Raw genomic sequence first — 25,663 nt, forward strand, 5'->3', positions numbered from 1 at the left:
TTTTACTTCATGCGGCGAACGATGTCGCGCAGGCCCGGATCCGCCCCGGCCCAGGCCTTGTCCACGGCGGCGTCGAGCACGCGCGCATCGTCCGTCTTTCCGGCCGCGCGGAAGAGCTCCGCGAGCCGGACGCGCGCCGCGATCGCGTCGAACGGCGCGTCCCACGGCTGCACGAGGCAGTCCCGGTACGCGTCCTCCGCTTCTTTCTTCGAACCGCGCTTTTCCAGGGCGAGGGCTGCTTCGAACTCGCCTTCCGCAGCGCGCGCGTCTCCCTTCTCGCGCCCGAGCAAGCGACGGATGCGGAGCTCGTCCTTGGCGAGCGCCTCCGCTCGTTGTTCGCGTCCGAGGGCCTTCTGCCGCCCGATTTCGAGCTTCCACGCCGCGAGGGCGTCGTCCACGCGGCCGGAGAGCAGCATCGCGCCGATGCGCAACGTGGCGCCTTCGTGGTTCGCCTCGGGATCGGGTTCGCCGAGCAGCTCCTCCGCGGTCGCGATCGCCGCCCGCCCGTCGAGCGAGGCGAACGCGACGTACGCTCGATCCCGGGCGATCTCCGCGCGCGTCGCCGTCTCCACGCCGAGCGCGCCACGGATCTCGACCGCCTCGCGCGCCTCCTCGATGCGGCCTGCTTCGAGCAGTCGTTCGGTCCACCGGCCCCGCATCTCCGGCAGCACCGCGCCCATCCAGCCAAGGAAACGTGAAAACCGCGGATCGTCGTCGTCCACCGCGGGGAACGCGCAGCGCAGGATCGGCAGCGCCATCGTGGGCCAGCGTTTCGCCAGCCAGTCGGCCATCGGCAGCGTCTGATCCGTCACGATGCACCCGCACGACGTGTAGAGCGCCGCGAAATCCGGGTCCTCCGCGAGCTCGCCGTACGACTGGATCAGGAGCGACACGCCACGCTCGGTCTCCGCCTCCGAGGCGGGATGAACGTACGTCCTCAAAACACCTTCGAGCAGGGTCGCGCGACCCTTGGATAAACTCCCGAGCCGCCCGAGTGCGGTCTCCTTTGCCGCCGAGGCTCGTGCCGACTCTCCCTTGCGCCGAAGATCACACGCGAGGAGCGCGTGCGCCACGGCCGAGCCCGGGTCTGTCTGGACGAGCGCCTCCGTCTCGACGCCGTCCCACTCCGCGAAGCCGAAGGCGCGCCGCCGCACCACGCGCTCGATCCGGCGCGCGCTCTCCGCGTCCGATACACCCCACCAAACGAGGTGCTCCTTCGACGGAGCCGGCCGGCCGAGCGCCGGCAGGAGCGCCTGGATCGCGGCGTTCGTCGCGGCGATCGGCGTCTCGCCTTTGCCTTCGGCCTTCTTTCCGGCGATCGAGAGCGTGACCGTCGTGCTCCCCTCGCCGATCTCCGCGTTCACGTCGAGCTGCGTGCCGGGTTCGTTCTTCCAAACCACGCCGAGCTCGACCGCGAGGCGCGCGCAGGCGCCTTTTCCGAGCGCGTCGGCGAGTTTTTCCGTCGCGCCCGGCCCCGTGATCGTCGCGGCCGCGCACTGGACCGCCTCGACGATCGCGCGCGGCGCGGGCGAAGGCGGCGGCGTGGGGGCCTCCGACGTTCGTCGCAGGAGCATCCAGGTATTCAAGGCGAGCACGGCGATCCCGACCGCCGTCGCGACCCTCCGCCCGAGCGCGCGTTTCTGCGCCTTCGGCCCCTCCGCGGGCGCCTGCGAGACCGCCGCGGCCTCCGGAACCGTGACGACCTGCGGGTTTGGCAGGGCCATCTTCTCTTCGCCCCCGAGCGAGAGCGTTCGCGTCCGCTCCTGCGCGGGCGCGACCTCGGGCACCGTCTCCGCCTCCCGCGAGGCCGCGCGCGCGGGCGGCTCCGGCGCCGCCTGCATCGCGCTCTCCGCCTTCACGTCGAGCGCGCGCGCGAGCGCCTCGGCGGCCGCGCCCGCGCTCGGGAAACGATCCTCGGCCTCCTTCGCCGTCGCCTGCGCGAACCACGCGTCGAACGCGGCGGGCAGCGTGACGCCGGACTTCGCCGCGCGTTCCGAGGCAGGCTCCTTCGGCCCGTCGAGCGTCGTCAGCGCGAACGAGAGCGTGTTCTCCGACGCCCGCGCCTCGTCGGCCCAGTACTCGCGCCCGACGAGCAGCGAATACGCCACCATGCCGAGCGCATACACGTCCACCTTCGGACCGACCTTGCCGTTCCGGAGCTGCTCGGGCGCCATGTAGAACGGCGTCCCCACGGCCGAGGTCGTGCCCGCCGTCTCGGCGACGCGCTTCACCACGCCGAGATCGAGCAGCTTGATGCGCGGCGCCTCGCCCGCGCGCTCCGCGACGAACAGGTTCGAAGGCTTGAGGTCCCGATGCACGATCGACGCGGCGTGCAGCGCATCGAGCCCGCGCGCGGTCTGCGTGATCCACGTCGCGACCTCTTCGGGTGGCAGCCGCCCGAGCCGCGACTTCCTGCGACCGAGGTCCTCGCCGCGGAGCAGCTCCATCACGAGGAACGGGCTCTCGGTCGCTTCATCGACGCCGGCGTCGAGCACCTCGACGACGTGCGCGCTCTCGATGAGCGCCGCGGCGCGCGCTTCGAGCCGGAACCTCTCGCGGAGCGCCGCGCTCTCGGCCACGTGCGGCAGCATCACCTTGAGCGCCGAAGGCCGATCGGTCTCGAGGTGCTGCGCCTCGTAGACCTCGCCCATACCGCCCGCCGCGATTCGACGTACGATCCGGTAACGTCCGGCGAAGACCGTGTTCTCGGCTAGCATCGAGCCGTCGCATTGTGCACAAGCTCTCGGAGCCGAGGTATCTTTTTGGTATACTCGCCGAATCTTTCGGCAGCGGCCTCGGGCCGCGGAGAGGCGTTGACGATGGTTACCTTGGAGGATGGGAAGCGATGGTGCGCCGCCCTCGCCCTCACGCTCGGCGCATTCGCTTGCTCGTCGGGCGGCGGAGAGAGCTCGGGCGGCGAAGGCGGCGCGGGAGGCGTGGCGGGCCCGGGATCGGGCGGGAATGCGGGGACGATGACGGTCGCCTCGTCCTCGTCGAGCGTGGGCGCCGTCGCGAGCTCGGCGGCGAGCGTGGGCTCCGGCGGCGCCGGCGGCACGATGTCGTTCGTATGCGACCCGCCCGCCGAGCCGGGCAGCTTGTACGAGCATTCGGTCGAGTCCTACGACGTGAACGACCTCGAACCGGTTCCGCTCTGCAAGTACCGCGGCGAGGTCCTGCTCATCGTCAACACCGCTGCCGCTTGAGGCTACACGCCGCAATATGCGGGCCTCCAGGTCTTGGAGGAAAAATTCAGCGGTCAGGCTTTCCACGTGCTCGGCTTCTTGAGCAACGATTTCGGCAATCAAGGAGGTTCGGACGAACAGATCGGCGGGTGCATCGACAGCTATCATTTGAGCTTCAAGCAATTCGCGATCGATCACGTCAAGGATCCGGACGGCGCCGGGCCGGAGGTGCCGCAGCCCGTCTGGCAATGGATCCTCGCGCAGCCGAACCCCGGCCCCGCGCCCACGATCGAGCCCTTGTGGAACTTCCACAAGTACCTGATCTCGAAGGACGGAAAGCTCGTGGCGGAGTGGACCTCGTCGACCTACCCCGGCGACGATCCGCAAAACCCGAACGATAGCTTCGATACGAACCCCATCGTCCAGGCCATCCAGGCCGAGCTCGCCAAATAACGATTCGTTTCAGCGCGCGTGTCGGTGCTCGACCATCAAGCAACGATCCTGCACGACCTCGATCCCCGCGTCGGCGAGGCGTGCGGCGGCCTCGTCGTTGCGAATGCCCGACTGGAACCAGACGACCTTCGGGCGTTTCGCGAGGATGTCGTCCACGTGCGGCGGAATGTCGCTCGGGCGCCGGAAGACGTCGAGGATGTCGATCTCGCCGGGCACGTCGGCGAGGCGCCGATAGACGGGTTGACCGAGGATGCGCGTGACGTCGGGGTAATAGACGGGGACGGGGACGATGTCGACGCCCGCGCCCTGGAGATACGCGGGCACGTAGTACGCAGGCTGGCCTGCTTGCTGCTCGGTCTTGATGCCGAGGACGGCGACACGCCTCGCATTGCGGGCGATCTCCGCGATGCGGCGGCTGTCCGTGACGATGCGACCCTTCGGTTCGGCTGTGGCCATGCGGCGGAGCCTAACCACGGGTTCTCGGGCGTGCACGTCAGGGCTTCGGGACGAACAGGAATTGGCCGCTCTTCGGCAAGTTCGCGTCGAAGCGGAAGAGGGTCGGCGTCTGCTTGGCTTCTTTTTTGTCCTCGACCGAGCGGGGCACGCGCTCCTTGACGAACTTCGCGAGCTCCTCGTCGGTCACCACGTGATCCTGGTTCGCGTCGGCCGCCGCCGTGCCCGCGGCCGAGACGGCGAGCCCTTCCAGGACGAATGCCGTCATCGCCGAATGCCCGCCCCAGGCCCACGCCCGCTCGTCCGGGTCGTCCTCCCACGCCCGCTGGCCCTTGCTGCCCGCCGTCAGGACGACCTCCGCGCGCTCTTTCCACAAAGAACCGAGGTGCGTCTCGAGCTCGTCGTCGCCCTTCGCGCCCACGGCCCAGCCGCTATAGCAGCAATCGAGCAGGAGCATCACGTGCTTCGAGGGCACGCCTTTGCGGATGTCGCTCACGAGGTCCTGCATGTCCCAGCCTTTGTGCGAGCTCGGCAGGGTCGCGAGCTTGCCGAAGAACTCCGCCGGCTGCAGGACGCCGTAATCCTGGCGCGCGCCTTTGATGTAACCGCCGTGGCCCGAGTAATAAAAGAGGAACGAGCTGTCCTCCTTGTCGCCGAACCGCGCGCGGAATTTTTCGACCGCGAGCTTGAGGCCCTCGGCCGTGGGAACGCCGTCCGTCTTGTCGCCCGGCGCGGGCTGGTCGACGAGGTAAAGGATGTTTTCGCGCTTGTAGCCGTATTTCGTGATGAGGAGATCCCGCATCGCGCGCGCGTCGCGGCAGGGCGAATGCAGCGCATGCTCGCCCTCGTAGCCGCATACGCCCGCGACGAGCGCGTACGGCTCGATCGAGCGTGGTCCGTCGTTCTTCGCGATGAGGCTGATCACCTCCGCCGCGGGCAGCGGATCTCCCTTGCTGCCCCGCGGACGGCCTTCCTTCGCGGGGACGTTCGCCTCGGTCGTCTCGTCGTTCGAATTCGGCGCGGGCCGCGCGTCCGCGATCGCCGCAGGTTTGTCCTGGTTATGTAGGACCCACCCGACCCCGAACGCCCCGGCGAGCGCGGCGGCCGCGAGCGCACCCGCCGCGACGAGCCGCCCGCGTCCGCTGCCCTTTCGAATGGGCCGGAGCCGCATTTCCTTTTCGAGGCACTCGACGACCTCCTCGAACGCGAGCGCCGTCCCCTCGCGCGGCGCCGCGGCGAGCGTGCCGCCGTGATCCTTGCCGTCGTACCACGGCGCCGCCTCTTTTCCTTGCGCCGCCCGCGCCTTGTTTTCCCGCTCCCCGAGCGCCTTCGCCAAAAGCCCGACCTTCGCGCGGCTCGCGGGATCGGCGCTCAAGACGATCATCTTCTTGTCCTGCTCGACGAGCAGGAGCGGATATCCACGACCGCCCGGCGCGCGGGCGTCCGTTCGGGCCCACAGCTTGAATTGTGTCGCGATCGGCCGCTGAATGCAGAGCAGCGGGAGCGTCCGCGCGACGCCGCCGCTCATGGCGCCAGGCAATTCGGCGAGGAAGCCGAGGCTCCGCCCGAGGTCCTCTTCGTAGAGCTTGTGGTCCTGCGCGAGCAGCGCGACGAACCGTTCGAGGCGCGCCTCGCCCGCGACGAGGTCGTCGTCGTAGAGGCGCGCGCCCGCGGCGAGCTTTTTCCCGACGATCGCGCAAAACGCGAGCGCGTCGTCGAGAAAGGCCTCCCGCCGCGGCGGGTCTTCGAGCAAATGGTGCTGCGCGAGCGCGAGGTAGACCGCCTGCACGGCGTGCTCGGGCTCCACGCGGTCGGGCCAGAGCCCCTGCCGCACGTCGCCCGCATACCGGCACATCGCTTCCCATGCGGCCGGGAGCGGTTCGCCGCGTCGCTTGCACGTGAGCAGATAGAGCGCCCACGCTTCATCCAGGTGCGGAAAGGAGCGAATGGCAATCGTGGCGTTTTCGAGCGCGGCCCCCTCGATCGCGAAAGGGGCCTCGCCGCGAAAGACGAGCAGCGAGAGCGAATCGTGTCCCGGCGCGGCCTTTCGATCGAGCCAGAGCGTCGCGCCCTCGGGGCGAACACCGTCCGCGGCCCATACGAGCGAGAGTCCTGCGAGAGGGCTCATGGGAAAACTCCTCGAAAGATGATTATTCGAGCGATCGGGCCTGGAAGAGCTCGCCGGCGACCTTCTTGAACTGCGCCTGGGTCGGCTTCTTGGTGAAGACCGAAGGACGGACCATCTTGCCGCCCGCGAGCGAGGGATCCATCGTCACCGCGCCATTCGCGTCGATGCGATACGCGCGCTCGGCCAGACCCGACGAGGGCGCCCCGGTGAAGAGGACGAGGTCGAAGCGGCCGTCCTGGTCCGTGTCGTAATAGGTCCACTCGGCGCCGTCGCGGTGCAGGAACGCGAACTCGGGCTTGAATTTGCCGCCCGTGATCACCTCCTGCGCCGAGAGTTTGCCCGGGGCGGGGCTGTCCTTGTTCACGTCGACGACGAGCGAGGTCGACGTCATGCCCGCCGAGACGATGACCGCCTTGTCCCAGCCCGTCTTGGGGCCGAACGCCGTGCTCCATCGCGAGGTGTCGCCGAAGCTGAAATAAATGCCGCCGTGCCGCAGCGGATCCGGGAACGAGTCGAGCCCGTCGTCGGCGATCGCCGAGGTCGCCGAGGGAATGGCCCGCACGGCCACGCGGCCGAGCCTCGCCGCGAGCGTGCCATTCTCGAGGAGGCGCGGGCGCAGCATCTTGCGGCCCACGTGCTCGGGCGCGGGCTCCTTCCGGCCGTCCTCGCCGAGCCGATACGCTTCGAGCGCGACGCCCGTGCCGACGCGGCTCGTGTACGTGAGGAAATCGAATTTGCCGTCGTCGTTTCGATCGTAATAGACCCAGAGCCGCGGGCCCTGCGCGATCATCGTGGCCTCGGCGTCCACCGCCTGCTTCTCGAGGAGCGCCTGCGCTGCGTCGTTCTTGTGCACCTCGCCGAGCGTGCCCTGATCGACGTCGAACACGAATCCATGGCTGTAGACCGAGCGCGTGACCAGCGTGTCCGTGCGGCCGTCGCCGTCCATGTCCTCGATCGCGACCTCGCGGCCGCCGCCGAGCAGCGGGCTCGGGAGGTTTTCCGCGAGCTCGCCGCCGCGCGACTCGACCATCGACGCGCCGAGCGTGATCGACCCGAGCCGCGCGAGCGCACTCCGCTCCGCGCTCTGCACGACGAGGTCCGGCTGGATCATGGGGCCGCCCGAGCCGAGAGCGTCGTCCTTGCCGAGCTTGCCGTTCTTGCCGATGCGGTAGCCGTGGGTCACGCGGCCCGAGCCGCGTTCGTCGTGAAGAACCACGTCGTAACGGCCGTCGTCGTCGGTGTCGTACCAGGCGAAGCTACCGTCACGGGTGGCCAGGAAGATGACCTCCGCGTCGAACCCGCGCTTGCCGTAGAGCGCGCCGACGTCGGGTTTGCCCGCGCCCTCGCCGATCGTGCTCTGGTCGAGGTCGTAAAACCGCGCCATCGCCGCGCGGCCCTCGGTGCGCAGGACGTCGTAGCGGCCGTCGAGATCCGCGTCCTCGATCGTCGCCTCCTCGCCGCCGTCGAACCACGGGTCGGGCAGGACGTCCGCAGGCTGGACCGGGATCTCCGAGAGGAACGTGCGGATCTCGGAGACGTGCACGTGGAAGGTCGCGCGGTTCTCGCTGTTGCCGTAGCCGAAGCTGTTCAGCCCGACGAGCTCGTTTCCCCGATTGACGAGCGGGCCGCCGCTGTCGCCCGGCCAGTTCGGGCAGGTGGATTGCACGACCATGAGGGGTTTGTCGTGCTCGAGCACCTTCTTGAGGCCCTCGAACATCTCCTGCTTGCGCTTGGGGCAAGCGTCGTCGCCCGCGGATTCGCTGCCGCTGCACTCGAGCGAGACGAGCTGCGAGAGGTGCGTGGCGAGCTTGCCGACGGCCGCGACCTCGCCGTCCTTGATCGCCCAGACGAGGCCCGAGCCGGCGTGGCCGAGGCTCGCGACGGGCTCGCCGGGGGCCGGATCCTTCGCGGCCGGGCGGATGAAGGGCAGGTCCTTGTGGTTGCCTTCGAGCTTGATGATGGCGAGGTCGCGCATCGGATCGGCCTTGTGCACCCAGGCCGTGATCGGTTTGTTCGTGCGCTCCATGGCGCCCGATTTGTCGAGCGTGCCGAGCTCGACCGAGACCTTGATGCGGAAGTCCTCGCGCTCGCCGCTGTCGACGACGTGGTTGTTCGTGAGGATCCAGCCCGTGGGGCCGACGATCACGCCGGTGCCGAGGCCCGTGGGCGTCCGGATGATCACGGTGGCCGGCGCGACCGCGCGATAGTTTTCCCGCACGTCGCCCTTGCCGCCCTCGGGCAACGACGCGAGAGCGCTCTTCGTGCTGGCCGCGTCGGGGCTCGGCAAGAGCTCGGCGCGGCGCAGGAGGTCGAGCATGCTGCGGCTCGGGACACGCGCGGTGCTCGGTGCCTGGGCCTTCGTTGCTTCGGCTTTCGTGGCCTTCGCGGCGGGGGCGGCGTCCGCCTTCGCGCTCGCGGGATCGGGCGGAGGGGCCGGCGTGGCGCCGCCGCACCCCGCGACGAGGGGCCCGAGGATCGCCGCCGCGACGTACCCCGAGGACCCGCCCAACCTGCCGAACCATCGCTTGCCCATGTTCTCCTCCGAGCGCGCTGCCGCTCTCGAACTCATACCAAATTCGGGGCGGTTCAGTAACCCCCGGCCGCGAACGATGCTTCGCGCGGCCAGGGTGGACGGCCAGGGTCGCGGGATCGTCATGGGGGTGTCACGGAGCGGGGTCGTTCGAGCGCGGCGGCGGGCTTCGAGTCCTTGCATTCAGAGGCGTGCTGCCCGATGCTTGGAGCTCGGAGGAATAACATGCGCACGAAACGAACCATCTTCCTTTACGCGTTCGCTGCTTTTTCTCTCGGCGGCGCGGCGACTTCCGTGGGCTGCTCCGGCGGTGAGAACTCGACCTCGGCCAACACGGGCGGCAACTCGTCCGGCTCGTCGCAGGGAGGCGGCGGCAATGGGCAGGGTGGTAATGGCGGCGACGGCGGCGGCGACATCAACTTCTTCGACGCCGGGCCCGGCGACGGCGGGCTCACCGAGGACAGCGCCTGCGTGAGCCAGAGCTCCGAGGCGACGCTCGTGAAGAAGCCGGTCGACATCATCGTGGTCATCGATAACTCCGGCAGCATGTCCGCCGAGATCATCGGCGTTCAGACGAACATCAACCAGAACTTCGCGCAGATCCTCGAGACGAGCGGGCTCGATTACCGGGTCATTCTCCTCGCGAAGCACGGCAACGCGTCGAGCGCGCAGAGCGTGTGCATCGAGGCGCCGCTCTCGGGGATCCCCGCGGGCGGCTGCAACCCTCCGCCGTCCCTGCCCGTCAACAACCCGGGGCGCTTCTACCATTACGATCGCGAGATCACGAGCGTGGACTCGTGGTGCCGGCTGATCCAGACGTTCACGACCGCCGACGCGAACGGCTTCGCGCCCACGGGCTGGCAGGAGTGGCTGCGGCCGGACTCGTTCAAGACGTTCATCGAGCTCACGGACGACCGCGTGAGCTGCACGTACAACAACGTGAACTACAACGACGGGAACACGGTGAACGGTGGCATCGCCGCCGCCGAGAAGTTCGACACGGACCTGCTCGCGCTTTCGCCCCAGAATTTCGGGACGAAGGAGGCGCGCAATTACCGCTGGTACAGCATCGTCGCGATGTCGTACAACGACCCGGCGACGAAGCCCTGGGAGCCGGCCGATCCGATCACGACCGGCGAGTGCCCGACCGCGGCGAACCCCGGCACCGGCTACCAGGCCCTCAGCGTGCTCACGGGCGGCCTCCGCTTCCCGCTCTGCGACACGACCTCGTACGACGTGGTGTTCCAGGCGATCGCCGAGGGCGTCGTCGCCGGCGCGCAAGTCTCGTGCGAATTCGGGATCCCCGATCCGCCCATGGGCACGACGGTCGATCTGAACAGCGTGGTCGTCGATTACACGCCGGGCGACATGTCGCCGAACAAGCAATTCAAGCAGGTCGCGGACGCGGCGGCGTGCACGGCGGAGTCGTTCTACATCGACAAGGATGCGAAGAAGATCATCCTCTGCCCGGATACCTGCGGGGTGGTGAAGAACGACGCCGCGGCCAAGGTCGCCGTGCTCTTCGCCTGCGATCCGGGCGGCGCGAACTGAGCGGATGAAAAGGCCGATGCTCCATCGAAAGACGGTCGTATTGGCCTCGGTCCTCGCCGGGTTTGTCCTGGCGTGTGGACCCGAGGCCACCAATACCCCTGGTTCGGGCGGCGCGGGCGGCACCGGCGGCGCGGGCGGGGGCGGCGGCGGAGCGGGCGGCGGCGGGACCGCGAAGGATCCATCCGGGCCCAAAGATCCGGGCGACGCTCTGAAAGCAGCGATCCTCGTGGGAAGCTGCATCCCCGACGGCAACGTGGATTACTGGCTCCGCGATTTTTACACGGAGCGCGGGTCCAGCGACGGGTCGCCCAACATCCGCAACTACACGAAATGCCTCGCGAGCAAGAACAACGGCTGCAAGGCGATCGAGGAGTGCCTCGGGGTCGAGGTCGATGCCAGCGGCCCCTGCGAGACCACCTGCACGGGGAACGTGCTCAAGACCTGCGACACCAAGCTCGCATTCATCATCGATTGCAGCGCGGTCGGCCTGGAGTGCTCCCCGGAGAGGAGGGACTGCATCGACAAGAGCATGCCAGGCGGGCAGTTCTGCGACGACGGTACGTTCGTGGAGGGCTGCCAGGACGGCGTCCCCCGGATATGCAACGACGAAGTGGAGGCGTACGGCCCCCTCTGCGCCGACCACGGGCTCACGTGCAAGGAGCTGCAATCCGGCACCTTCGGGTGCGTCGGGACGGGCGCGACGTGCCAGTCGGAGTCGGGCGGCGCGCTCCGCATCGCCTACCGTACGGGCCTCGCGTGCGACGGGCCGCAGCTGCGCGCCTGCATCAACGGAGGCGAGCAGGCGGTCGATTGCGGCACGCTCGTGACGGGGTTCACCTGCCAAACGTCGGGCGAGAGGATCTTCTGCGGGCTCGCGGGCGAGTGCGATCCCTACGACGGGACCGACCCGACCTGCGAGGGAGACTCGCTCGTCGTCTGCAACGCCGGCCGGATCGAGAAGGTCGACTGCAAGTCGCTCGGCTTCACCGGCTGCAATGCGGACTGGCGTCGGTGCAGCCCGACCATCTACGACGAGTTCCCCCCGCCCGGGCCCTGATCAAAGCCCCCCGTCCCGCAGCCACTCCCCGAATCGCTCGCCGATCATCAATGCCGTGACGTTCGTGTTCGTACTGACGATCGTCGGCATGATGCTCGCGTCCGCCACGACGAGGCCCGAGACGCCACGCACGCGGCCGCGTCCGTCGACGGCCGCCTCGGGATCGCCCTCCGGCCCCATCGGGACGGTGCCGGAAGGGTGATACCCGGAGCCGGAGCTCCATTCGATCCAGCGCGAGATTTCGGCTCGATCGCGGAGGACGCGGTCGTTCGGCCAGAAAGGGACGACGAGGTCGCGCAAGGGTTTCGTGCGCGCGACGTGGCCGGCGAGCTCCATGGCCTCGACGGCGCAGGCGCGGTCGTCGGGGTGGGTGACCGTGTCGAGCTCGATGAGCGGTTTGGCGGAAGGATCGGCGCTCGTCCAGGTGATGCGGCCGTGGCCGCGGGGTTTGCCGACGCAGCAGGAGATGCCGACGAGCGGCATGTGATTGCCGGGCCAGGCGAAGAACGAGAACGGCTGGAGCTGCATGTCGCTCGGGAAGGGGCTGCCCTCGGAGGTGTAACGCAGCACCGTTTGAATGAGCGGATGCCGGATGCTGGCGAATCCGTACGTCCGCGGGACGAAGAGCGCGAGGGAGCCCGGGTGATCGAAGAGGCGCGCGCCCACGGCCGGAAGGTCGGAGACGACGTCCACGCCGAGCCGTTCGAGCAAGGCGCGCGGGCCGATCCCCGAACGAATGAGGATCCCCGGCGTGGCAATCGCCCCGGCCGAGAGAATGACCCGGTTCGTCGCGAGGACTTCGATGTTGCCGTCGGTCTCGACCTCGAGGCCCGTGACCTTGCCATTGTGGAAGAGGACGCGGCGGACGCTGGTTCGCGGCCGGACTTTCAGGTTTTCCCGGCGGCGGACGTCCTCGCTCAGGTAACAACGCGCGGCGCTCATGCGGACGCCGCCGATCTTGTTCATGGGCTGCGGGCCGACGCCGAACGGATCCGGGTCGTTTTGATCGGGGCAGGCCGGAAAACCAAGGGCGCGGCAGGCTTCCACGAACGCGACCTGGAACGGCGAGAGCTCCTCGGTCGGGTGGCGACGGATCGGAATGGGGCCGCCGCGGCCGTGCCAGCGATTCTGGACGTCTTGATCGTCTTCGAGGCGTTTCAGCGCGGGCAGGCACGCGTCGAAGCTCCACTCGGGCAGGCCGAGCGCCGCCCATTCGTCGTAATCGTAGGGCTGGCCGCGGAGCGCGATGCAGGTGTTCACCGCGGAGGAGCCGCCGACGACCTTGCCGCGCGGGTACATGAAGGGCTTGTGCCCGGGCATGGGCAGATAGGAAAAACCCCAGTCGTGGGCGGTCATCGAGTTGCGGGTGCCGTCCACGAGATCCGAGGGGAGCTCCCCGCTCGGGGGATAGTCGGGCCCGGCCTCGACGAGCAGCACCTCGCGATCCGCGCGTTCGGTCGCGCGGGCCGCGATTACCGCGCCGGACGAGCCGGCGCCCACCACGATGGTCTCCGCTTGCATGAGCCCGAGCCTACCATTTTTCCGGGAGGGTTCACGTCGTCCCGGACGCTCGGGCTCCGTGGCAAACGGTTTTACAGGAAGACCCGCTTCACCTCGGCGGCGAGAGGTTTTTCCGCCCAGCCCGAAGGCAAGTGCCCGAGGGCGACGCCGATCTTCCCCGTGGCAGAGGGTCGATCGGCGAGCGAGATGCCCGCGAGGGCCGCGGCGATCGGGGCCGGGAGGCCGCCCGGCGCAGGGTCGCCGTGGGGCATCGTGAGGAGCGCGAGGGCGAGGAGGGCGAGGAGTTTGTCCTCGGAGGACAATCCAGCGAGTTTGCCGCGCAGGGTGACCGTGGTGCGGCGGAGCTCGGCGCGGAAGAGGCCCTCGCGGGCGGTGTGGCCGCGGCGGACGAGGGCCGCGACGGCGGCGAGCGTGGCGCCGAGGTCGGCGTCGAAGAGGCCGTCGGCCTTTTGATGGAGGAGGAGCGCGCGGAGGCCTGCGTCATCGTCCGAGAGGCGCGGGGCCGCGGGCGGCGCGGATCGGGCCATTTCAGCGGCGGGGGCCGGGGCCCGCTGCGGCGAGGGGGCCCTGGGCGGCGGCGTCGGAGCGCCGGGCCGCGCAGCCGGCGGCGGCAGGACAAACCCGCCGGGCGGCGCGCCCATGGCGGGGGGAGGGGGCGGACCAAAACCACTTGCCTGCGGGCCAAACCCGGGTGGCGGGACAAACCCACCGCCCGGCGGCGCGGCCATGGCAGGCGGCGGGGGCGCGTAGAAGTTCGAGCGGAACATGACGTCCTCCTCGGCGGCGTTCGAAGGCATGGGCAGGGCGACCGGGATCTTTCCTTCGATCGTCACCTTGCGATCGTCCGGATCGACGCCGACGAGCGCGACCTTGCGGTTCACCAGGCCAAACGTGGTGCCGAGGCCTTCGAGCGTGTCGTCGTCGTCCGGATCGAATCGATACGTGAGCCGCTTGTTGCGGAGCAGCGCCCAGAGCGTGGCCGCGCCCTCGGCGCGCGCGTCCGCGGGCACGGTGAGCTCGAGGGCGACGCGCTCTTCCTCGCCGTCCGCGCGTTGTCCGAGGAGGACGAGGCGATCGCCCGGCTCGATTTTGCCGCGGAACGCGAAGAGGACCGGCTCGGCGGCGAAGAGGTCGATGGGGCTCGGAGGTTCGAGCATCTTCGGGCTCTTGCGCTCGCCGTCGCGCTCGACGAGCACCCGAATGCCGGTCCAGAGGGGCGCGGTGATCGCATTCTTGAGCCGCACGAGCGCGCGCTCGAGGTCCTCGTTCGTCGCGACGGGCATGTACGTGCCGCCGCCGAGCTGCGCGAGCTCGGCGAGCATCGAATGCTGGACGGAGTCGCCGATGCCGAGGACGTGCAGGCGCGTGTCGATGAGCTTTTCCTTGGCTGTTTTGAGCACGTTCGCCGCATTCGCGACGTCGCCGTCGGTCATGAAGACGACGATCTGCAGCCGGTACGTCTGGTCGGGCGGCGTGGGGTTCGTCCAGGCAACCGCGACGTCGGTGCCGAGCCGCGCCGAGAGCGCCGCGCGGATGGCCATGGACGCCTGGGTGCCGCCGCGCGCCGTGATGCGGCCGATGAAATCGTCCGCGGCCTGGAGGTGCTCGTCGTCGAAGGGGACGGGCGAGACCGCGAGCGCTTCGAGTTTGTCGTCGAACGCGATGACGTTGAAGCGGTCCTCGGGCCCGAGCGAGCGCAAGGCGCCGCGTACGGCGCGGATGGCCGATTGCATGGGCGCGCCGCCCATCGAGCCGGAGCGATCGACGAGGAAGATGACGGAGCGCGGAATGACGGGGCCTTCGTCCGCGAACGCCGGCGGGACGATACCGACCGCCGTCGAGGGGCCATTTCGATCGGGGCCGTCGGTCGCATCATGGCGGATCCACACGGCGGGTTTTTCACCGCGCGGCCGGTTGATGAGCTCGATCTGCACGTCGCGGTCGAGCGGGGCGTCGTGGATCTCGATGAGCCGCGCGCGCGGGCCGGCCTGCGAGATGCGCGTCGAGTGCGAGGTGCAGCGAAGGCTCGCGGATTCTTCCGGGCCATCCTCGATCGTGACGTTCACGCCGGCCCGCGCCGCGAGCGTCGTCGGCCGCGGACGAGCGAGCGCCGCGGCCTCGGTCTCCGTGACGGTCGCCGTTTCTTCCACGTACCGCGGCATGTACGTGAGCGGGACGATGAGGCGGTGGCCGTCGGCGATCGGCAAGAGCATCTGATCGACCGTGAGCGTGACCTCGACGTCCTCGCCGGGCTCGATCGGCGCGATTCGCAATCGCGCGAGGTCCTCGCCCTCGGATTCGCCGATCGCGGCCGATTTCCCGGCCTCCACGGCGCGCTCGTACTCGGCGCGCGCCCGACCCCGCGCGCGGATTTTGCCTTCGATCGTGCGGCCGCCGAGCTTGACGACGAGCTCGCGCAGGGCGGCCATGGGCGGGAGCGGAAAGACGAGGTCGCCCTCCAGCGTGCGGGCGAGATCGTTGTGGAACGTGACGACGAGGCGGGCCCGCGAGAGGAGGCGATCGACGTGGACGTCGGCGCGGACGGCGCGCACGGAGAGGTAATCGCCGGCTTTCGCGTCGGAGAGCAGCACGCCGTTTTCGTTCGGGGCGGGCTTTTTGGGCTGCTTTCGTCGTTTTTGCGGCTTGCCCCAGGGCGCCGTGCGCGGCTGGGTCCAGACCTCGGGCGCGGCCTCGATTCGCAGGGACGCGTCGCCGATCTCGATCACGTCGCCAGGCGCGAGGTCGAGCGGCTTCTGGATCTGTTCGGCATTGACGAACGTGCCATTCGTCGAGCCGAGATCCTCGATGCGGATCGTGCCGCCCTGCCATTCGATCCGGGCATGCTTGCGCGAGATGCCGTTCGATCCGATGAGGACGTCGCATTGCTGCCCGCGGCCGATCAGGATGCTCGGCTTGTCGAACGCGTCGCGCGTCTCTTTCCCCCTCGCCCCCTCGACGACCACCGTGAACATGCCCGCCTCCTCACACACGCATTTCAGGAACGGTCCCGGGCGTCAAGGGTTGACGCGCAGAGCGAGGGCTTCCTAGCATGCTCGCAATGCTGGCCGAACGCCTCGGGACCGCTGAAAAAACGGGCAAGCTCGATCTGCGTGGCCTCGTGCTCGGCCAGGCGCCGCCCGCGATCCGCGCGCTGCGGAACCTCGTCGAGCTCGATCTCGGGAGCAATGCCCTCGCCGAGGTGCCGGCGTGGCTCGGCGAGCTCACGTCGCTCGAGGTGCTCCGGCTCGAGCGCAACGCCCTCGAAGACCTGCCCCGCAAGCTCGGGCGGCTCGACAAGCTGCGCGTCCTCGATCTCAGCCAGAACAAGCTCCCGGACGTGCCCTCGTTCATCGCGGATCTGCCGGCGCTCGCGTCGCTCGACCTCGCCCAGAACCGCATCGAGTCCGTGCCGCGGTGGCTCGCGGACCGGAAGGCGCTCCGGGCGCTCGCGCTCGGGAAGAACCCGCTCGAAGCGTTCCCCGAGCCGGTGCTCGCGCTCTCGAACCTCGCGGAGCTCGGGCTGTCGGGGCTCGGGTTCGAGGCGCTGCCGGGGAATCTCGGCGCGCTCTCGGCGCTCCGGAAGCTCGACCTCGGGGACAACCGGCTCTCGGGGCTGCCCGCGTCGATCGGTAAACTCGGCGCGCTCGCGGCGCTCGTGCTGCGGGGAAATCGGCTCACGGAGCTGCCGCCCATGCTTCCGGGGCTGCGGCTGCGCGCGCTCGACGTGTCGGGCAACCGCATCGGCGCGCTGCCGCTCGCAGGGCACGCGTGGGACGAGATGGAGGCGCTCGAGCTCGGCGACAACCCGCTCGTCGTGCTGCCCGAGGAGGTCGCGGCGTTCGGTTCGCTCGGACGGCTCGACTTGCGAAACACCTGGCTCGAGAGCCTGCCGGATGCGTTCGCGCGCCTCACGAGGCTCCGGACGTTGCTCCTCGCAGGATCGCCCGTGGGGCTGCGCGACGGAAGACCCCCGGACGTGATCTTCACGCTGGAGGGGCTCGAGGAGCTCGATCTGTCGCTCACGGGGATCACGGCGCTGCCCGAGGCGCTCTCCTGGCTCTCGCGCCTCAAGTTCTTGTGGCTGCAAGGAAATCCGCTCGCGAGTATCCCGGCCGCGCTGCGATCGATGCAGCACATCGAAGAGATCGATCTCACGGACACGCCGTTCGGCCGGACCGACGAGGTCGAGGCGCTGACGCTGGCGCTGCCGAAGACGCGTGTGGTGTGCGTCGATTGGGCGGCGACGTACCGCTCGATGCTGGAGGATATTTACATCCTGCGGGATGATACGGGGCTCGACGACGTCGAGATCGCGAAGTGGGTGGTCGCACGGGAGCGCGGGGGGCGTTTGCCGGCGGCGGGGCGGCTGCGCCCGGTGGACGAGGAGGTGCTCACGCGGCTGCACGCGCTGGTGTGCGTGCAGGCGCCGCGGCGGCGCGTGACGACGCGGGGCGCGGTGGGGGTATTGATCGACCTCGTGGCGAAGGATCAGCTCGGCTGGCACGAGGTGCTGGAGCAGCTGCTCGACGGCGCGCAAGCGAGCGGCGGGACGAAGAGCCGCCGCAGCGGAGACACGGGTCGATGACGGACGGCGCGACGCGGATCGCGGAGCTCGAAGCGGAGGTCCGAGTGCTCCGCGCGCGCGTCGCGGAGCTCGAAGCAGAGGTCGCGGGAAGACCGCCGGTCGCCGAGGCGTGCTTCGACGAGGCGTTCATCGGGTCGTTCGGGCGGGCGACGATCGGCTGGAACCTCGAAGGGATCGTGACGCGCTGGAGCGAGGAGGCGGCGCGGCTGCTCGGCCATTCGCGTGAGCAGGCGCTGGGGATGCGGGTCACGGACCTGATGGGCACCCACGAGCGGACGCCGGAGGAGCTGCGGCAATGGGCCGATCGGATGATGTCGCGCTCGATGGCGACGATGCGGGCCCAGTACATGACGCGCGACGGTCGGTCCATGCAGTTGCAATGGTCGCACACGGTGCTGCGCGACGCGGAGGGGCAGGCGACGGAAGTCCTGTCGGAGGTCGAGGACGTGACCGATCAGCAGGCCACGGAGCGCGCGCTGCGCGATAGCCAGCGGCTCCTGCTCGCGGTGCTCGACAACACGCCGAGCTACGTGTTCATCAAGGACACGCAGGGGCGGTTCTTGCTGGTCAATCGGCAGGTCGAGGCGTACCTCGGCAAATCACGCGCCGAAATCGCGGGTTTGACCGATTACGACGTTTTCCCACGCGACGTCGCGACGTTTTTCCACCGGCAGGACGAGGAGGCGCTCCGGACGGGTCGTGCCATGCAGTACGAGCAGACCTTGCCGTCGCCGGACGGGCCGCTCTCGTACCTGGCGCTGAAGTTCCCCGTGCTCGACGCGCAGGCGAATCCGATGGCGATCGCGGTGATCTCCACGGACATCACACAGCGCAGGCGCGCCGAGGAGGAGCAAGCCCTGCTGCGCGATCAGGTGATCGAGGCGCAAAAGGCCGCGCTGCGGGAGCTGTCGACGCCGCTGATGCCGCTCGCCGAGGGGGTCGTGGCGCTGCCGCTCGTGGGCGCGATCGACGCCGAGCGGGCCGAGGAGATCATGAATACGCTGCTCGACGGCGTGAACCGGTACGGGGCGCATACGGCGATCCTCGACGTGACGGGGGTCCGGAACATGGACATCGACGTCGCGGGCGCGCTCGTCCGGGCGGCGCGCGCGGCCGAGCTGCTCGGGGCGCGCGTGGTGATCACGGGGATCCGCGGCGAGGTGGCGCAGACGCTCGTGCACCTCGGCGAGGGCTTCGGCGGCCTCACCACGCGCTCGACGCTGCGAGCAGGGATCGCCTGGGCGCTCAGGCGTTGAGGTCGGCGCGGTAGGGCTCGAGCGTGGCGCGGAAGGCGTCGGTCCAGGGCACGGGCCGGTGCGTCGTGGGATCGACGCGCACGACGGTGCGGGTGCCGCGGGCGAAGTCCTCGTCCTGGTCGGTGGGCAGGACGCGGAACCCGAAGGTGAGACTCGAACGACCGAGTTTCTCGATCCAGACCCGGACGCGCACGTCGCGGACGCCGACGACGGGGCGGAGATATTCGATGTTGTTGGCGCGGACGAAGTGGAACTGGTCGGGGTTCTTCTGGGCGTCGAGGACGCCGCCCCACCCGAGGTGCTTCCAGAAGGAGCCGATCGTGCGCTCGAAGAGGAGGAGATACCGGGCGTTGTGCAGGATCTGGAAGGCGTCGAGGTCGTCGAAGTAGACGCCCATGAGCGTCTCGTGGAAGCGGGCCATGGTGGCGGAGAATAGCAGCTAGCCGGAAGAGTCGAGCCTGTGCGTGGCCCACGCCTGCGTGGACGCCGCGCGGAGGGCGGCGACGCGGACGAGGAGCACGGCGCAGCCCGGGAGGTATACGGCCGAGACGCGCGCGCCGAGCGGGACGAGGACGATCGCGACGACACAAACGGCGACGCCGATCCACGCGAGGGCGACGCCGAGCGCGCGCAGGCGCTCGCGGGGGACGGCGGGCACGAGCGCGACGATCGCGAGGTAAGCCGCGAGGAAAAACGAGCGGTGCGCGAGCGCCGAGCCGATGAGCGCCACGAGGAGCCCGGCCGATACGAGGAGCGGGAGCGGCGCTTCGGACGGCGGCGTGCGCGGAGGTGCAGGGGCCATAGCGGCGAACGCGGCGAGGTTCAACGCGGTACCATACCCGGTCGCATCGTGCCGGCACGCCAAGAACTTGTCTCCGCAATGCAAACCGTGGTTCGTGTTTCGGACCACAAATAGGTCGTTCCGGACCAACGTCGATGCGAGCCCGGTTGACGCGAGGCGCGAGGGGACGGATGGCTGTGCCGATGCGGTTCTGGCTGGAGGGGCACACGCTCACGGAGGTCGTCCTCGAGGGGGAAGTGACGACGCTTTATCGAGGGTACCGGGACGTCGATGGAGCGCCGGTCCTCGTGGAGGCGCTGAACGAGGATTACCCGGCCGCGCGGGACGTGGCGCGGATCCGGCACGAATTCTTGGTGATGCGAGGGCTCGCGCTGCCGAGCGTGCCCGAGGCGCTCGGGCTTTCGCCGTGTCGCAACGGCGTGGCGCTCGTGCTTTCGGACGCGGGCAAACGGCCGCTCCTCCAGCGGATGCGCGCCGGGCGGCAGAATGTGGGCGCGGTGCTCCGGCTCGGCGCCTCGATCGCGCGCGCGCTCGACCGCGTGCACCTCGTGGGGCTCGTGCACAAGGATATCTGCCCCGCGAATATCCTGGTCGACGACGGGACGCTGGAGGTGGAGCTCGTCGGATTCGGCCACGCCTCGCGGCTGCCCCGGGAAGACGCACGCATCGCGGCGGCCTCGGCGATCGAAGGGACGCTCGCGTACATGGCGCCGGAGCAAACGGGCCGGATGAACCGCGTCGTGGACCATCGCGCGGACCTCTATGCGCTCGGCGTGACGCTGTACGAGCTCGCGACCGGCGCGCTGCCCTTCGTGATGGAAGATCCGCTCGAGCTCGCGCACGCCCACATCGCGCGCGCGCCCGTGCCGCCGCACGTGCTCGCGCCGGAGCTGCCACGCGTGGTGTCGGACATCATCGTCAAGCTGCTGGCGAAATCGGCCGACGACCGCTACCAGCGCGCGCGGGGGCTCGAAGCGGACCTCGCCGCGTGCGCGTCCGCGTGGGAGGAGCACGGGCAGATCGCGCCGTTCCGGCTCGGCAAGCACGACCTCGGCGCGGAGCTCGTGCTGCCGCAAAGGCTCTACGGGCGGGAGCGGGAGCGGCAGCAGATGGCCCAGGCGTTCGAGCGCGCCGCATCCGGGCGGCTCGGGGTGATCGTGCTGTCGGGGCCGGTCGGCGTGGGCAAGTCGACGCTCGCGCGTGAGCTCGAGAGCGCGGCGGCGCTGCGCGGGGGGATCTTCGCGGAGGGCAGGGCCGACGCGGTCGGGAGCCGCGCGCCGTGTGGGCTGCTCTCGTCGGCGCTGCGGGACCTCGTGCGGCGGATCCTCGGCGGGCCGCCCGAGGACGCGCGGGCGTTCTTGCGGGAGCTCGCGCGGACGGTCGACGCGGGCTCGGCGGCGCTGTTCGCCCTCGTCCCGGAGCTCGAAGGGGCGCTCGGCGAGCGGGAGGCGCATCCGCCGATGTCGGCGGCGGCGTCGAGCGGGAAGCTCGCGGTGCTCGTGCGCGCGCTGCTCGACGCGGCGAGTCGGCAAGGGCCGCTCGTGCTGTTCCTCGACGACATCGGCGCGTCCGACGCGGACTCGATCTCCGTGGTGCGGGTCCTCTGCGCGGACCCTTCGGCGAAGCAGCTCTGCGTGGTGCTGTCGCGGCAAGAGAGCGCGCCGTCCGACGAGGCGCGGCTCCTCGATCTGCAAGAGCTGCGGCAGACGGGCGTCTGCGTGACCGAGATCGCGCTCGGGCCGCTCGCGCCCTCGGATGTGCGCGCGCTGCTCGGCGATGCGCTCGGAGCGTCGGAGGATCGTGTCGCCGATCTCGCGGACGTGCTCGCGGCGGCGACGCACGGGAGCCCCTTCCTCTTGCGTGAGGCCCTGCGCGCGCTTCACGCCGAGGGGTTCGTGCGGTTCGACGCGGGCGCGGGCGCCTTCCGCTGGGACGTCGAGCTCGTGCGCGACCACCTCGGCGCCGAGGGCGCGCGGGATCTCGTCAGCGAGCGGATCGCCGCGTTGCCGGCGCGCTCGCAGCGGATCCTGGAGCTCGCCGCATGCCTCGGCCCGAGCTTCGACCTCGACACGCTCGCGTGCGTGGCCGAGCGAGAGCCGGCCGCCGTCGCCCAGGACCTCTGGCCCGCGCTCGAAGCGGGCCTCGTCCTGCCGCTCTCGTCCGATTATCGCTTCGCGCACAGCTCCGCGACGCCGCCGCCGCCGGGGGAGGGGTGGGAGGTGCCGTACGCCTTCTCCCACGAGCGCGTGCACGAGGCCGTCTACGCGCGGATCCCCGATTCACGGCGGCAGGACGAGCACCTCCGGCTCGGCGAGATCCTTTCGTCCCGCGGGGAGCACGGCGATCGCGACATGCTGGCGGCGGTCCGCCAGCAGAACCGGGGGCTCGCGTCGATGCGCGACGCGGGGCAGCGACGCGCCCTCGCCGAGCGGGATCTGCTCGCGGGCCGGAGGCTCCAGGCGATCGGCGCGCTCTCCGAGGCGATCGCATGCTTCGAGGCGGGGCTTCTGGCCCTCGCCGGGGACGAGCCCCACGCGCTCTGGTTCGATCTGACCCGCGAGCTCTGCGCCTGCCTCGTCACGCGCGAGCCGCGCGGAGCCGCCGAGTCGCTCGTCGCGGCGCTCGCCCGCGGGGCGCGGTCGAAGCTCGAACGGATCGAGGCCGAGCGGCTGGAGGTCGCTCGGCAGGCGGCCGCCGGTCACCCGATCGAGGCGCTCCGCGTGGGCGCGCGGGACCTCGGCGAGCTCGCGTTCGTCGTGCCGGACAGCGAGGCCGAGCGGCGCGCGGCGCTCGGCCAGAAGGCGCAGGCGATCGAGGCCGAGCTCGCCGGCCGCGCGCCCACGTCGCTCCTTTCGTTGCCCGTCGCGCGGAGCCCGGAGGCCGTGGCCACGATGGCGCTCCTCCTCGAGTTGCTCGCGCCGGCGGGCGCCGTGAGCCGCTCGGCCACGGGGCTCGTCGCGGCCGCGCTGGTGCGCGCGTCCATGGCGCACGGCAACACCGAGGCGTCGGCCGTCGGCTATGCGGCGTACGGCGCCGCGTTGTTCGTCCTTCCCGAGCTCTCCGAGGCCGGCCAGGCGTTCGGCGATGTCGCGCTCGCGCTCGCGGAGGACCTCGGCGAGGGGCCGCTCGCTTGCCGCGTCCACCTCGCCGCCGGCTCGATCCTGCATGCGCGCAGGCCTCGGCGCCTCGCGCTCTTCCATTTCCACCGCGCCGTGGGCCAGGCCGCGGCCGTGGGCGACGTGCCCACGGCTTGCCGCGCGGCGGCGGAGGTGCTCGCCGCGCGCTTCGAGCTCGGCGACGACCTCGCCCGCGCCTGCGACGAAGCCGAGCGCAGCCTCTCCCTCGCGCGCCGCGCCCCGGGCGCCGAGGCTGCGGCCGATCCGGCCGCGCGCGTCACCTTGCAGGCCGTGCGCAGCCTGCTCGGGCGCACCCGCGCCCCCGCGAGCCTCGACGGCGACGACTTCGACGAGGCGACCTTCTTCGGCACGGACGAGGGCGCCGGCGGCGCGCGGGCGCGCTTCTACGGGCACGCGCGCCGGGCCGAGCTGTTCCTCCTGCACGAGGACGCGGCGAGCGCGGCGCGCGAGGCGCTCGCGGCGGCCGAGGGCCTCGCCGACGTCGAGGGCGAGTTCCTCGCGACGGACCTGCCCGTCTGGCTCGGGCTCGCGCTCCTCCTCGACACCACCGCGCTCCCGTCGGCGCGCGCGTCACGCCTCGCGCGGGTGGACGCGATCCTCGCCGAGCTCTCGACCCTCGCCGCGCGTTGCCCCGAGAACTACGAGCGCAAATGGCTCCTCGTCTCGGCCGAGCGCGCGCGCGCCGCGGGGGACGAGGCCACGGCGCTCTCGCTCTACGAGAAGGCGATCCGCGCGGCCGCCGAGAGCGGCGTCTCGCGGGACGAGGCGCTCGCCAACGAGCTCGCCGCGCGCTTCCACCTCGAACGCCGCCGCGACACGGTCGCGCGTGCCTACATGGGCGAGGCCTACCAGGCCTACCTTCGCTGGGGCGCGATCACCAAGGTCGACATGCTCCGCGAGCGGTACGGCTTTCTCCTGCCGCGCCGCAGCGTCGGCCCCTCGGCTGCGCCCCTGCCGGGGCTCTCGGGCGAGTTCGACCTCGGCGCGGTCATGCGCGCGACCCGGGCCATCGCCGAGGAGATCGTCCTCGATGTGCTCCTCGATCGGGTGATGCGCGTCATCGTGGAGACCGCGGGCGCCCAGCGCGCCGTGCTCCTGCTCGATCGGGGCTCGGGCCTGCACGTCGAGGCGGCCATGACGATCGATCCCGACCGCGTGCTCGTTGGCATCGACGCCGCGCGCGCGGCCGGCGAGGAGCTTCCGCGTGCGCTCGTCGACGAGGTCGCGGCGACCCGCGCGCCCGTCGTGCTCGGCGGCTCCCGCGGGTTCGATCGGTTCTCCAAGGACCCGTACCTCGCCGAAAGGCGGCCGCGTTCGCTCCTCTGCCTCGCCATGGCCCACCGTGGCCGCCTCTCGGGCGTGCTCTACCTGGAGAACCGCGCCGCGGCCGACGTCTTCAACGACGCGCGCATCGCCGTCGCCTCCTTCCTCTCCTCGCAGGCCGCGATCGCCGTCGAGAACGCGCTGCTCGTGGCGAGCATCCAGCGCATGCACGAGGCGCAGAGGCTCGCGAACGAGCGCCTCGAGCACGAGGTCCGGGCGCGTACCGCGGAGCTCGAACGCGAGCTCGTCGAGCGCGAGCGCGCCGAGCGCGAGAAAGAGGCCCTCCACGACGCGATGCTGACGGCGCAGGAGGAGCGCCTGCGCGAGCTCTCGGCGCCGATCCTCCCGATCGCGGACGGGATCGTCGTGATGCCCCTCATCGGCGTGCTCGACGAGCGCCGCGCCGACGAGATCCTCGCGGCGGCGCTCACGGGCGTCTCGTCGAGCGGCGCGCGCGTCTTGATCCTGGACATCACGGGGGTACGGGGGGCCTCGGCGAGCGTCGCGTCCGCGCTCGTCGCCGCCGCCTCGGCCGTGGGCTTGCTCGGGGCCGAGGTCGTCATCTCCGGCATTCGCGCGGCGGTCGCGCGGACGCTCGTCGACCTCGGCCATCCGATGCAGGGCATCGCCACCCGGGCGACCTTGAAGGGCGCGGTCGCCTGGGCGCTCGCGCGGACCCAGCGGTAAGGTTGTCCCGACGGACGAGCGCGCCCTCGCGACGCCCCGATCAGCGGAAGCCGCGCATACCGACCAGCATGCGCCCGCTCACGGCCGACGCTGCGATCAGGATGCCGCCGCCGAGCCCGAGCAGCGCCACGAGCAGCAGCGTGTACGGCTGGATGCCGAGCAGCGCGAGGATGCCGAGGATCGCGGCGCCGATGCCCACGAGCGCCTGCACGCCGGCTGCGCCTTGCACTGCGTCACGCGCCATGCGCACGCGCCGGTCGTAGGGGAACGCCTCGCCGAGCTGGTTCACGGCGCTCGTCGCGCCGGTCGAGAGCAAGAGCCCGCCGCCGAAGGCCACGACGGACACGGCCGACAGCGTCAGCGGCTCGATGCCGAGCAGGATGAGGACGCCCATCACGACGCCTGCGGCGCCCACGAGGAACTCCACGCCCACGCCTCCGCCGAACTCCACCTCGTCCACGCGTTGCCCGCTCACGCGCGAGGCGAACTGCGTGTACCGCGAGGCCAGCGCGCCGCCTGCGAACAGGAGCGCGGCGCCGATCGCGATGATGGCGACGGCGATCATCGTTTGCCGAGCGATCCCTGCCAGACCGAGGACCGAGAGCACGACGGCGGCGACGCCGCCGAGGGCCTCCACGAGCGAGCCGGCCGTCACGACCTGCATCGAACGCTCGCGCTCTTGCCGGTCGAACTCGGGCGGCCGGGTGCCCGTCGTATTGCCGAGATTGTCCATGGTTGTTCCCCTCGCCTTTGGTTGGCCGAGCCTGGGCGCTGCGCGAGAGGGCGCAGCGGCGTGTGAGATCGGCCAGGCACGCCGGTTCGTGATCGCATGCGCCGTGCCGAAAGGGTTCGTCCGGACGGGCGGGCGGGCGCTCGTCCACGCCCGCTGCCTTCCGCGCGCGCTCGGCCTGCCTGCGCGCGTCATCCCTTCTCATGCGGCCGCCCCGGACCGAGCCCTGGCGAGAAATTCGTTCGCCGTTCTTGACAGGGTCTCGGTT

At 70.6% G+C, this 25,663-nt stretch carries 16 protein-coding genes; 7 read left to right on the forward strand and 9 right to left on the reverse strand.

The features are described from left to right. Positions 1-2 precede the first annotated feature (2 nt). Positions 3-2,717 carry a serine/threonine-protein kinase gene (locus tag QHF83_RS00355; RefSeq protein ID WP_282415703.1) on the reverse strand — a complete coding sequence of 905 codons (2,715 nt, stop codon included), beginning with the start codon at positions 2,715-2,717 and terminating at the stop codon, positions 3-5. Positions 2,718-2,819: 102 nt separating this feature from the next. Here QHF83_RS00355 and QHF83_RS00360 point away from each other — a divergent pair, with 102 nt between their 5' ends. Together QHF83_RS00360 and QHF83_RS00365 are read left to right on the forward strand one after the other, a co-directional pair. Continuing rightward, entirely contained in the window at positions 2,820-3,203 is a 384-nt protein-coding gene (locus QHF83_RS00360) for a hypothetical protein (RefSeq protein ID WP_282415704.1), read from the forward strand. A gap of 66 nt (positions 3,204-3,269) precedes the next feature. Next, entirely contained in the window at positions 3,270-3,635 is a 366-nt protein-coding gene (locus QHF83_RS00365) for a hypothetical protein (RefSeq protein WP_348980414.1), read from the forward strand. A gap of 9 nt (positions 3,636-3,644) precedes the next feature. On the opposite strand, the gene QHF83_RS00370 is transcribed toward QHF83_RS00365, so the two are convergent. The 3 genes from QHF83_RS00370 to QHF83_RS00380 are packed head-to-tail and all read right to left on the reverse strand — an operon-like array spanning position 3,645 to position 8,749. Then, positions 3,645-4,091 (reverse strand): CoA-binding protein, encoded by a 447-nt coding sequence (locus tag QHF83_RS00370; RefSeq protein ID WP_282415705.1) that lies wholly within the window; start codon positions 4,089-4,091, stop codon positions 3,645-3,647. 37 nt (positions 4,092-4,128) lie between these two features. Beyond that, positions 4,129-6,216, reverse strand: coding sequence for a caspase family protein (locus QHF83_RS00375; protein ID WP_282415706.1), 2,088 nt, complete (start codon positions 6,214-6,216; stop codon positions 4,129-4,131). A 22-nt stretch (positions 6,217-6,238) separates the two neighbouring features. Next, positions 6,239-8,749 (reverse strand): serine protease, encoded by a 2,511-nt coding sequence (locus QHF83_RS00380; protein ID WP_282415707.1) that lies wholly within the window; start codon positions 8,747-8,749, stop codon positions 6,239-6,241. A gap of 222 nt (positions 8,750-8,971) precedes the next feature. Here QHF83_RS00380 and QHF83_RS00385 point away from each other — a divergent pair, with 222 nt between their 5' ends. Together QHF83_RS00385 and QHF83_RS00390 are read left to right on the forward strand one after the other, a co-directional pair. After that, entirely contained in the window at positions 8,972-10,297 is a 1,326-nt protein-coding gene (locus QHF83_RS00385) for a hypothetical protein (RefSeq protein ID WP_282415708.1), read from the forward strand. 16 nt (positions 10,298-10,313) lie between these two features. Continuing rightward, positions 10,314-11,354: a hypothetical protein gene (locus QHF83_RS00390; protein WP_282415709.1), complete on the forward strand. Its 1,041-nt coding sequence runs from the start codon at positions 10,314-10,316 to the stop codon at positions 11,352-11,354. On the opposite strand, the gene QHF83_RS00395 is transcribed toward QHF83_RS00390, so the two are convergent. Further along, positions 11,355-12,875 (reverse strand): GMC family oxidoreductase N-terminal domain-containing protein, encoded by a 1,521-nt coding sequence (locus QHF83_RS00395; protein ID WP_282415710.1) that lies wholly within the window; start codon positions 12,873-12,875, stop codon positions 11,355-11,357. 71 nt (positions 12,876-12,946) lie between these two features. After that, positions 12,947-15,847, reverse strand: a complete 2,901-nt coding sequence (locus QHF83_RS00400) for an FHA domain-containing protein (protein WP_282415711.1) — start codon at positions 15,845-15,847, stop codon at positions 12,947-12,949. Positions 15,848-15,933: 86 nt separating this feature from the next. On the opposite strand from QHF83_RS00400, the gene QHF83_RS00405 reads away from it, so the two are divergent. Together QHF83_RS00405 and QHF83_RS00410 are read left to right on the forward strand one after the other, a co-directional pair. Beyond that, entirely contained in the window at positions 15,934-17,460 is a 1,527-nt protein-coding gene (locus QHF83_RS00405) for a leucine-rich repeat domain-containing protein (RefSeq protein WP_282415712.1), read from the forward strand. Continuing rightward, positions 17,457-18,716 carry a PAS domain S-box protein gene (locus tag QHF83_RS00410; RefSeq protein ID WP_282415713.1) on the forward strand — a complete coding sequence of 420 codons (1,260 nt, stop codon included), beginning with the start codon at positions 17,457-17,459 and terminating at the stop codon, positions 18,714-18,716. Before QHF83_RS00405 ends, QHF83_RS00410 begins: the two co-directional genes overlap by 4 nt. Here QHF83_RS00410 and QHF83_RS00415 read toward each other — a convergent pair. Together QHF83_RS00415 and QHF83_RS00420 are read right to left on the reverse strand one after the other, a co-directional pair. Next, positions 18,706-19,137, reverse strand: coding sequence for a thioesterase family protein (locus QHF83_RS00415; protein WP_282415714.1), 432 nt, complete (start codon positions 19,135-19,137; stop codon positions 18,706-18,708). The genes QHF83_RS00410 and QHF83_RS00415 overlap by 11 nt on opposite strands. A gap of 18 nt (positions 19,138-19,155) precedes the next feature. Further along, complete coding sequence (locus tag QHF83_RS00420; RefSeq protein WP_282415715.1) at positions 19,156-19,542, reverse strand: hypothetical protein; 387 nt, start codon at positions 19,540-19,542, stop codon at positions 19,156-19,158. A gap of 158 nt (positions 19,543-19,700) precedes the next feature. On the opposite strand from QHF83_RS00420, the gene QHF83_RS00425 reads away from it, so the two are divergent. Continuing rightward, entirely contained in the window at positions 19,701-24,665 is a 4,965-nt protein-coding gene (locus QHF83_RS00425; protein WP_282415716.1) for an AAA family ATPase, read from the forward strand. Between the two features lie 40 nt (positions 24,666-24,705). On the opposite strand, the gene QHF83_RS00430 is transcribed toward QHF83_RS00425, so the two are convergent. Further along, positions 24,706-25,398 carry a hypothetical protein gene (locus QHF83_RS00430; protein WP_282415717.1) on the reverse strand — a complete coding sequence of 231 codons (693 nt, stop codon included), beginning with the start codon at positions 25,396-25,398 and terminating at the stop codon, positions 24,706-24,708. Between the last annotated feature and the right edge of the window lie 265 nt (positions 25,399-25,663).

This window comes from Polyangium sp. 15x6 (genome assembly GCF_029960785.1).
Taxonomy (GTDB): domain Bacteria; phylum Myxococcota_A; class Polyangia; order Polyangiales; family Polyangiaceae; genus Polyangium.

Excerpts from the sequence above, each read along its gene's own strand:
- QHF83_RS00355 (WP_282415703.1), bottom strand. The coding sequence starts at position 2,717 with ATGCTAGCCGAGAACACGGTCTTCGCCGGACGTTACCGGATCGTACGT.
- QHF83_RS00360 (WP_282415704.1), top strand. The coding sequence starts at position 2,820 with ATGGTTACCTTGGAGGATGGGAAGCGATGGTGCGCCGCCCTCGCCCTC.
- QHF83_RS00370 (WP_282415705.1), bottom strand. The coding sequence starts at position 4,091 with ATGGCCACAGCCGAACCGAAGGGTCGCATCGTCACGGACAGCCGCCGC.
- QHF83_RS00375 (WP_282415706.1), bottom strand. The coding sequence starts at position 6,216 with ATGAGCCCTCTCGCAGGACTCTCGCTCGTATGGGCCGCGGACGGTGTT.
- QHF83_RS00380 (WP_282415707.1), bottom strand. The coding sequence starts at position 8,749 with ATGGGCAAGCGATGGTTCGGCAGGTTGGGCGGGTCCTCGGGGTACGTC.
- QHF83_RS00385 (WP_282415708.1), top strand. The coding sequence starts at position 8,972 with ATGCGCACGAAACGAACCATCTTCCTTTACGCGTTCGCTGCTTTTTCT.
- QHF83_RS00390 (WP_282415709.1), top strand. The coding sequence starts at position 10,314 with ATGCTCCATCGAAAGACGGTCGTATTGGCCTCGGTCCTCGCCGGGTTT.
- QHF83_RS00395 (WP_282415710.1), bottom strand. The coding sequence starts at position 12,875 with ATGCAAGCGGAGACCATCGTGGTGGGCGCCGGCTCGTCCGGCGCGGTA.
- QHF83_RS00400 (WP_282415711.1), bottom strand. The coding sequence starts at position 15,847 with ATGTTCACGGTGGTCGTCGAGGGGGCGAGGGGGAAAGAGACGCGCGAC.
- QHF83_RS00405 (WP_282415712.1), top strand. The coding sequence starts at position 15,934 with ATGCTGGCCGAACGCCTCGGGACCGCTGAAAAAACGGGCAAGCTCGAT.
- QHF83_RS00410 (WP_282415713.1), top strand. The coding sequence starts at position 17,457 with ATGACGGACGGCGCGACGCGGATCGCGGAGCTCGAAGCGGAGGTCCGA.
- QHF83_RS00415 (WP_282415714.1), bottom strand. The coding sequence starts at position 19,137 with ATGGCCCGCTTCCACGAGACGCTCATGGGCGTCTACTTCGACGACCTC.
- QHF83_RS00425 (WP_282415716.1), top strand. The coding sequence starts at position 19,701 with ATGCGGTTCTGGCTGGAGGGGCACACGCTCACGGAGGTCGTCCTCGAG.
- QHF83_RS00430 (WP_282415717.1), bottom strand. The coding sequence starts at position 25,398 with ATGGACAATCTCGGCAATACGACGGGCACCCGGCCGCCCGAGTTCGAC.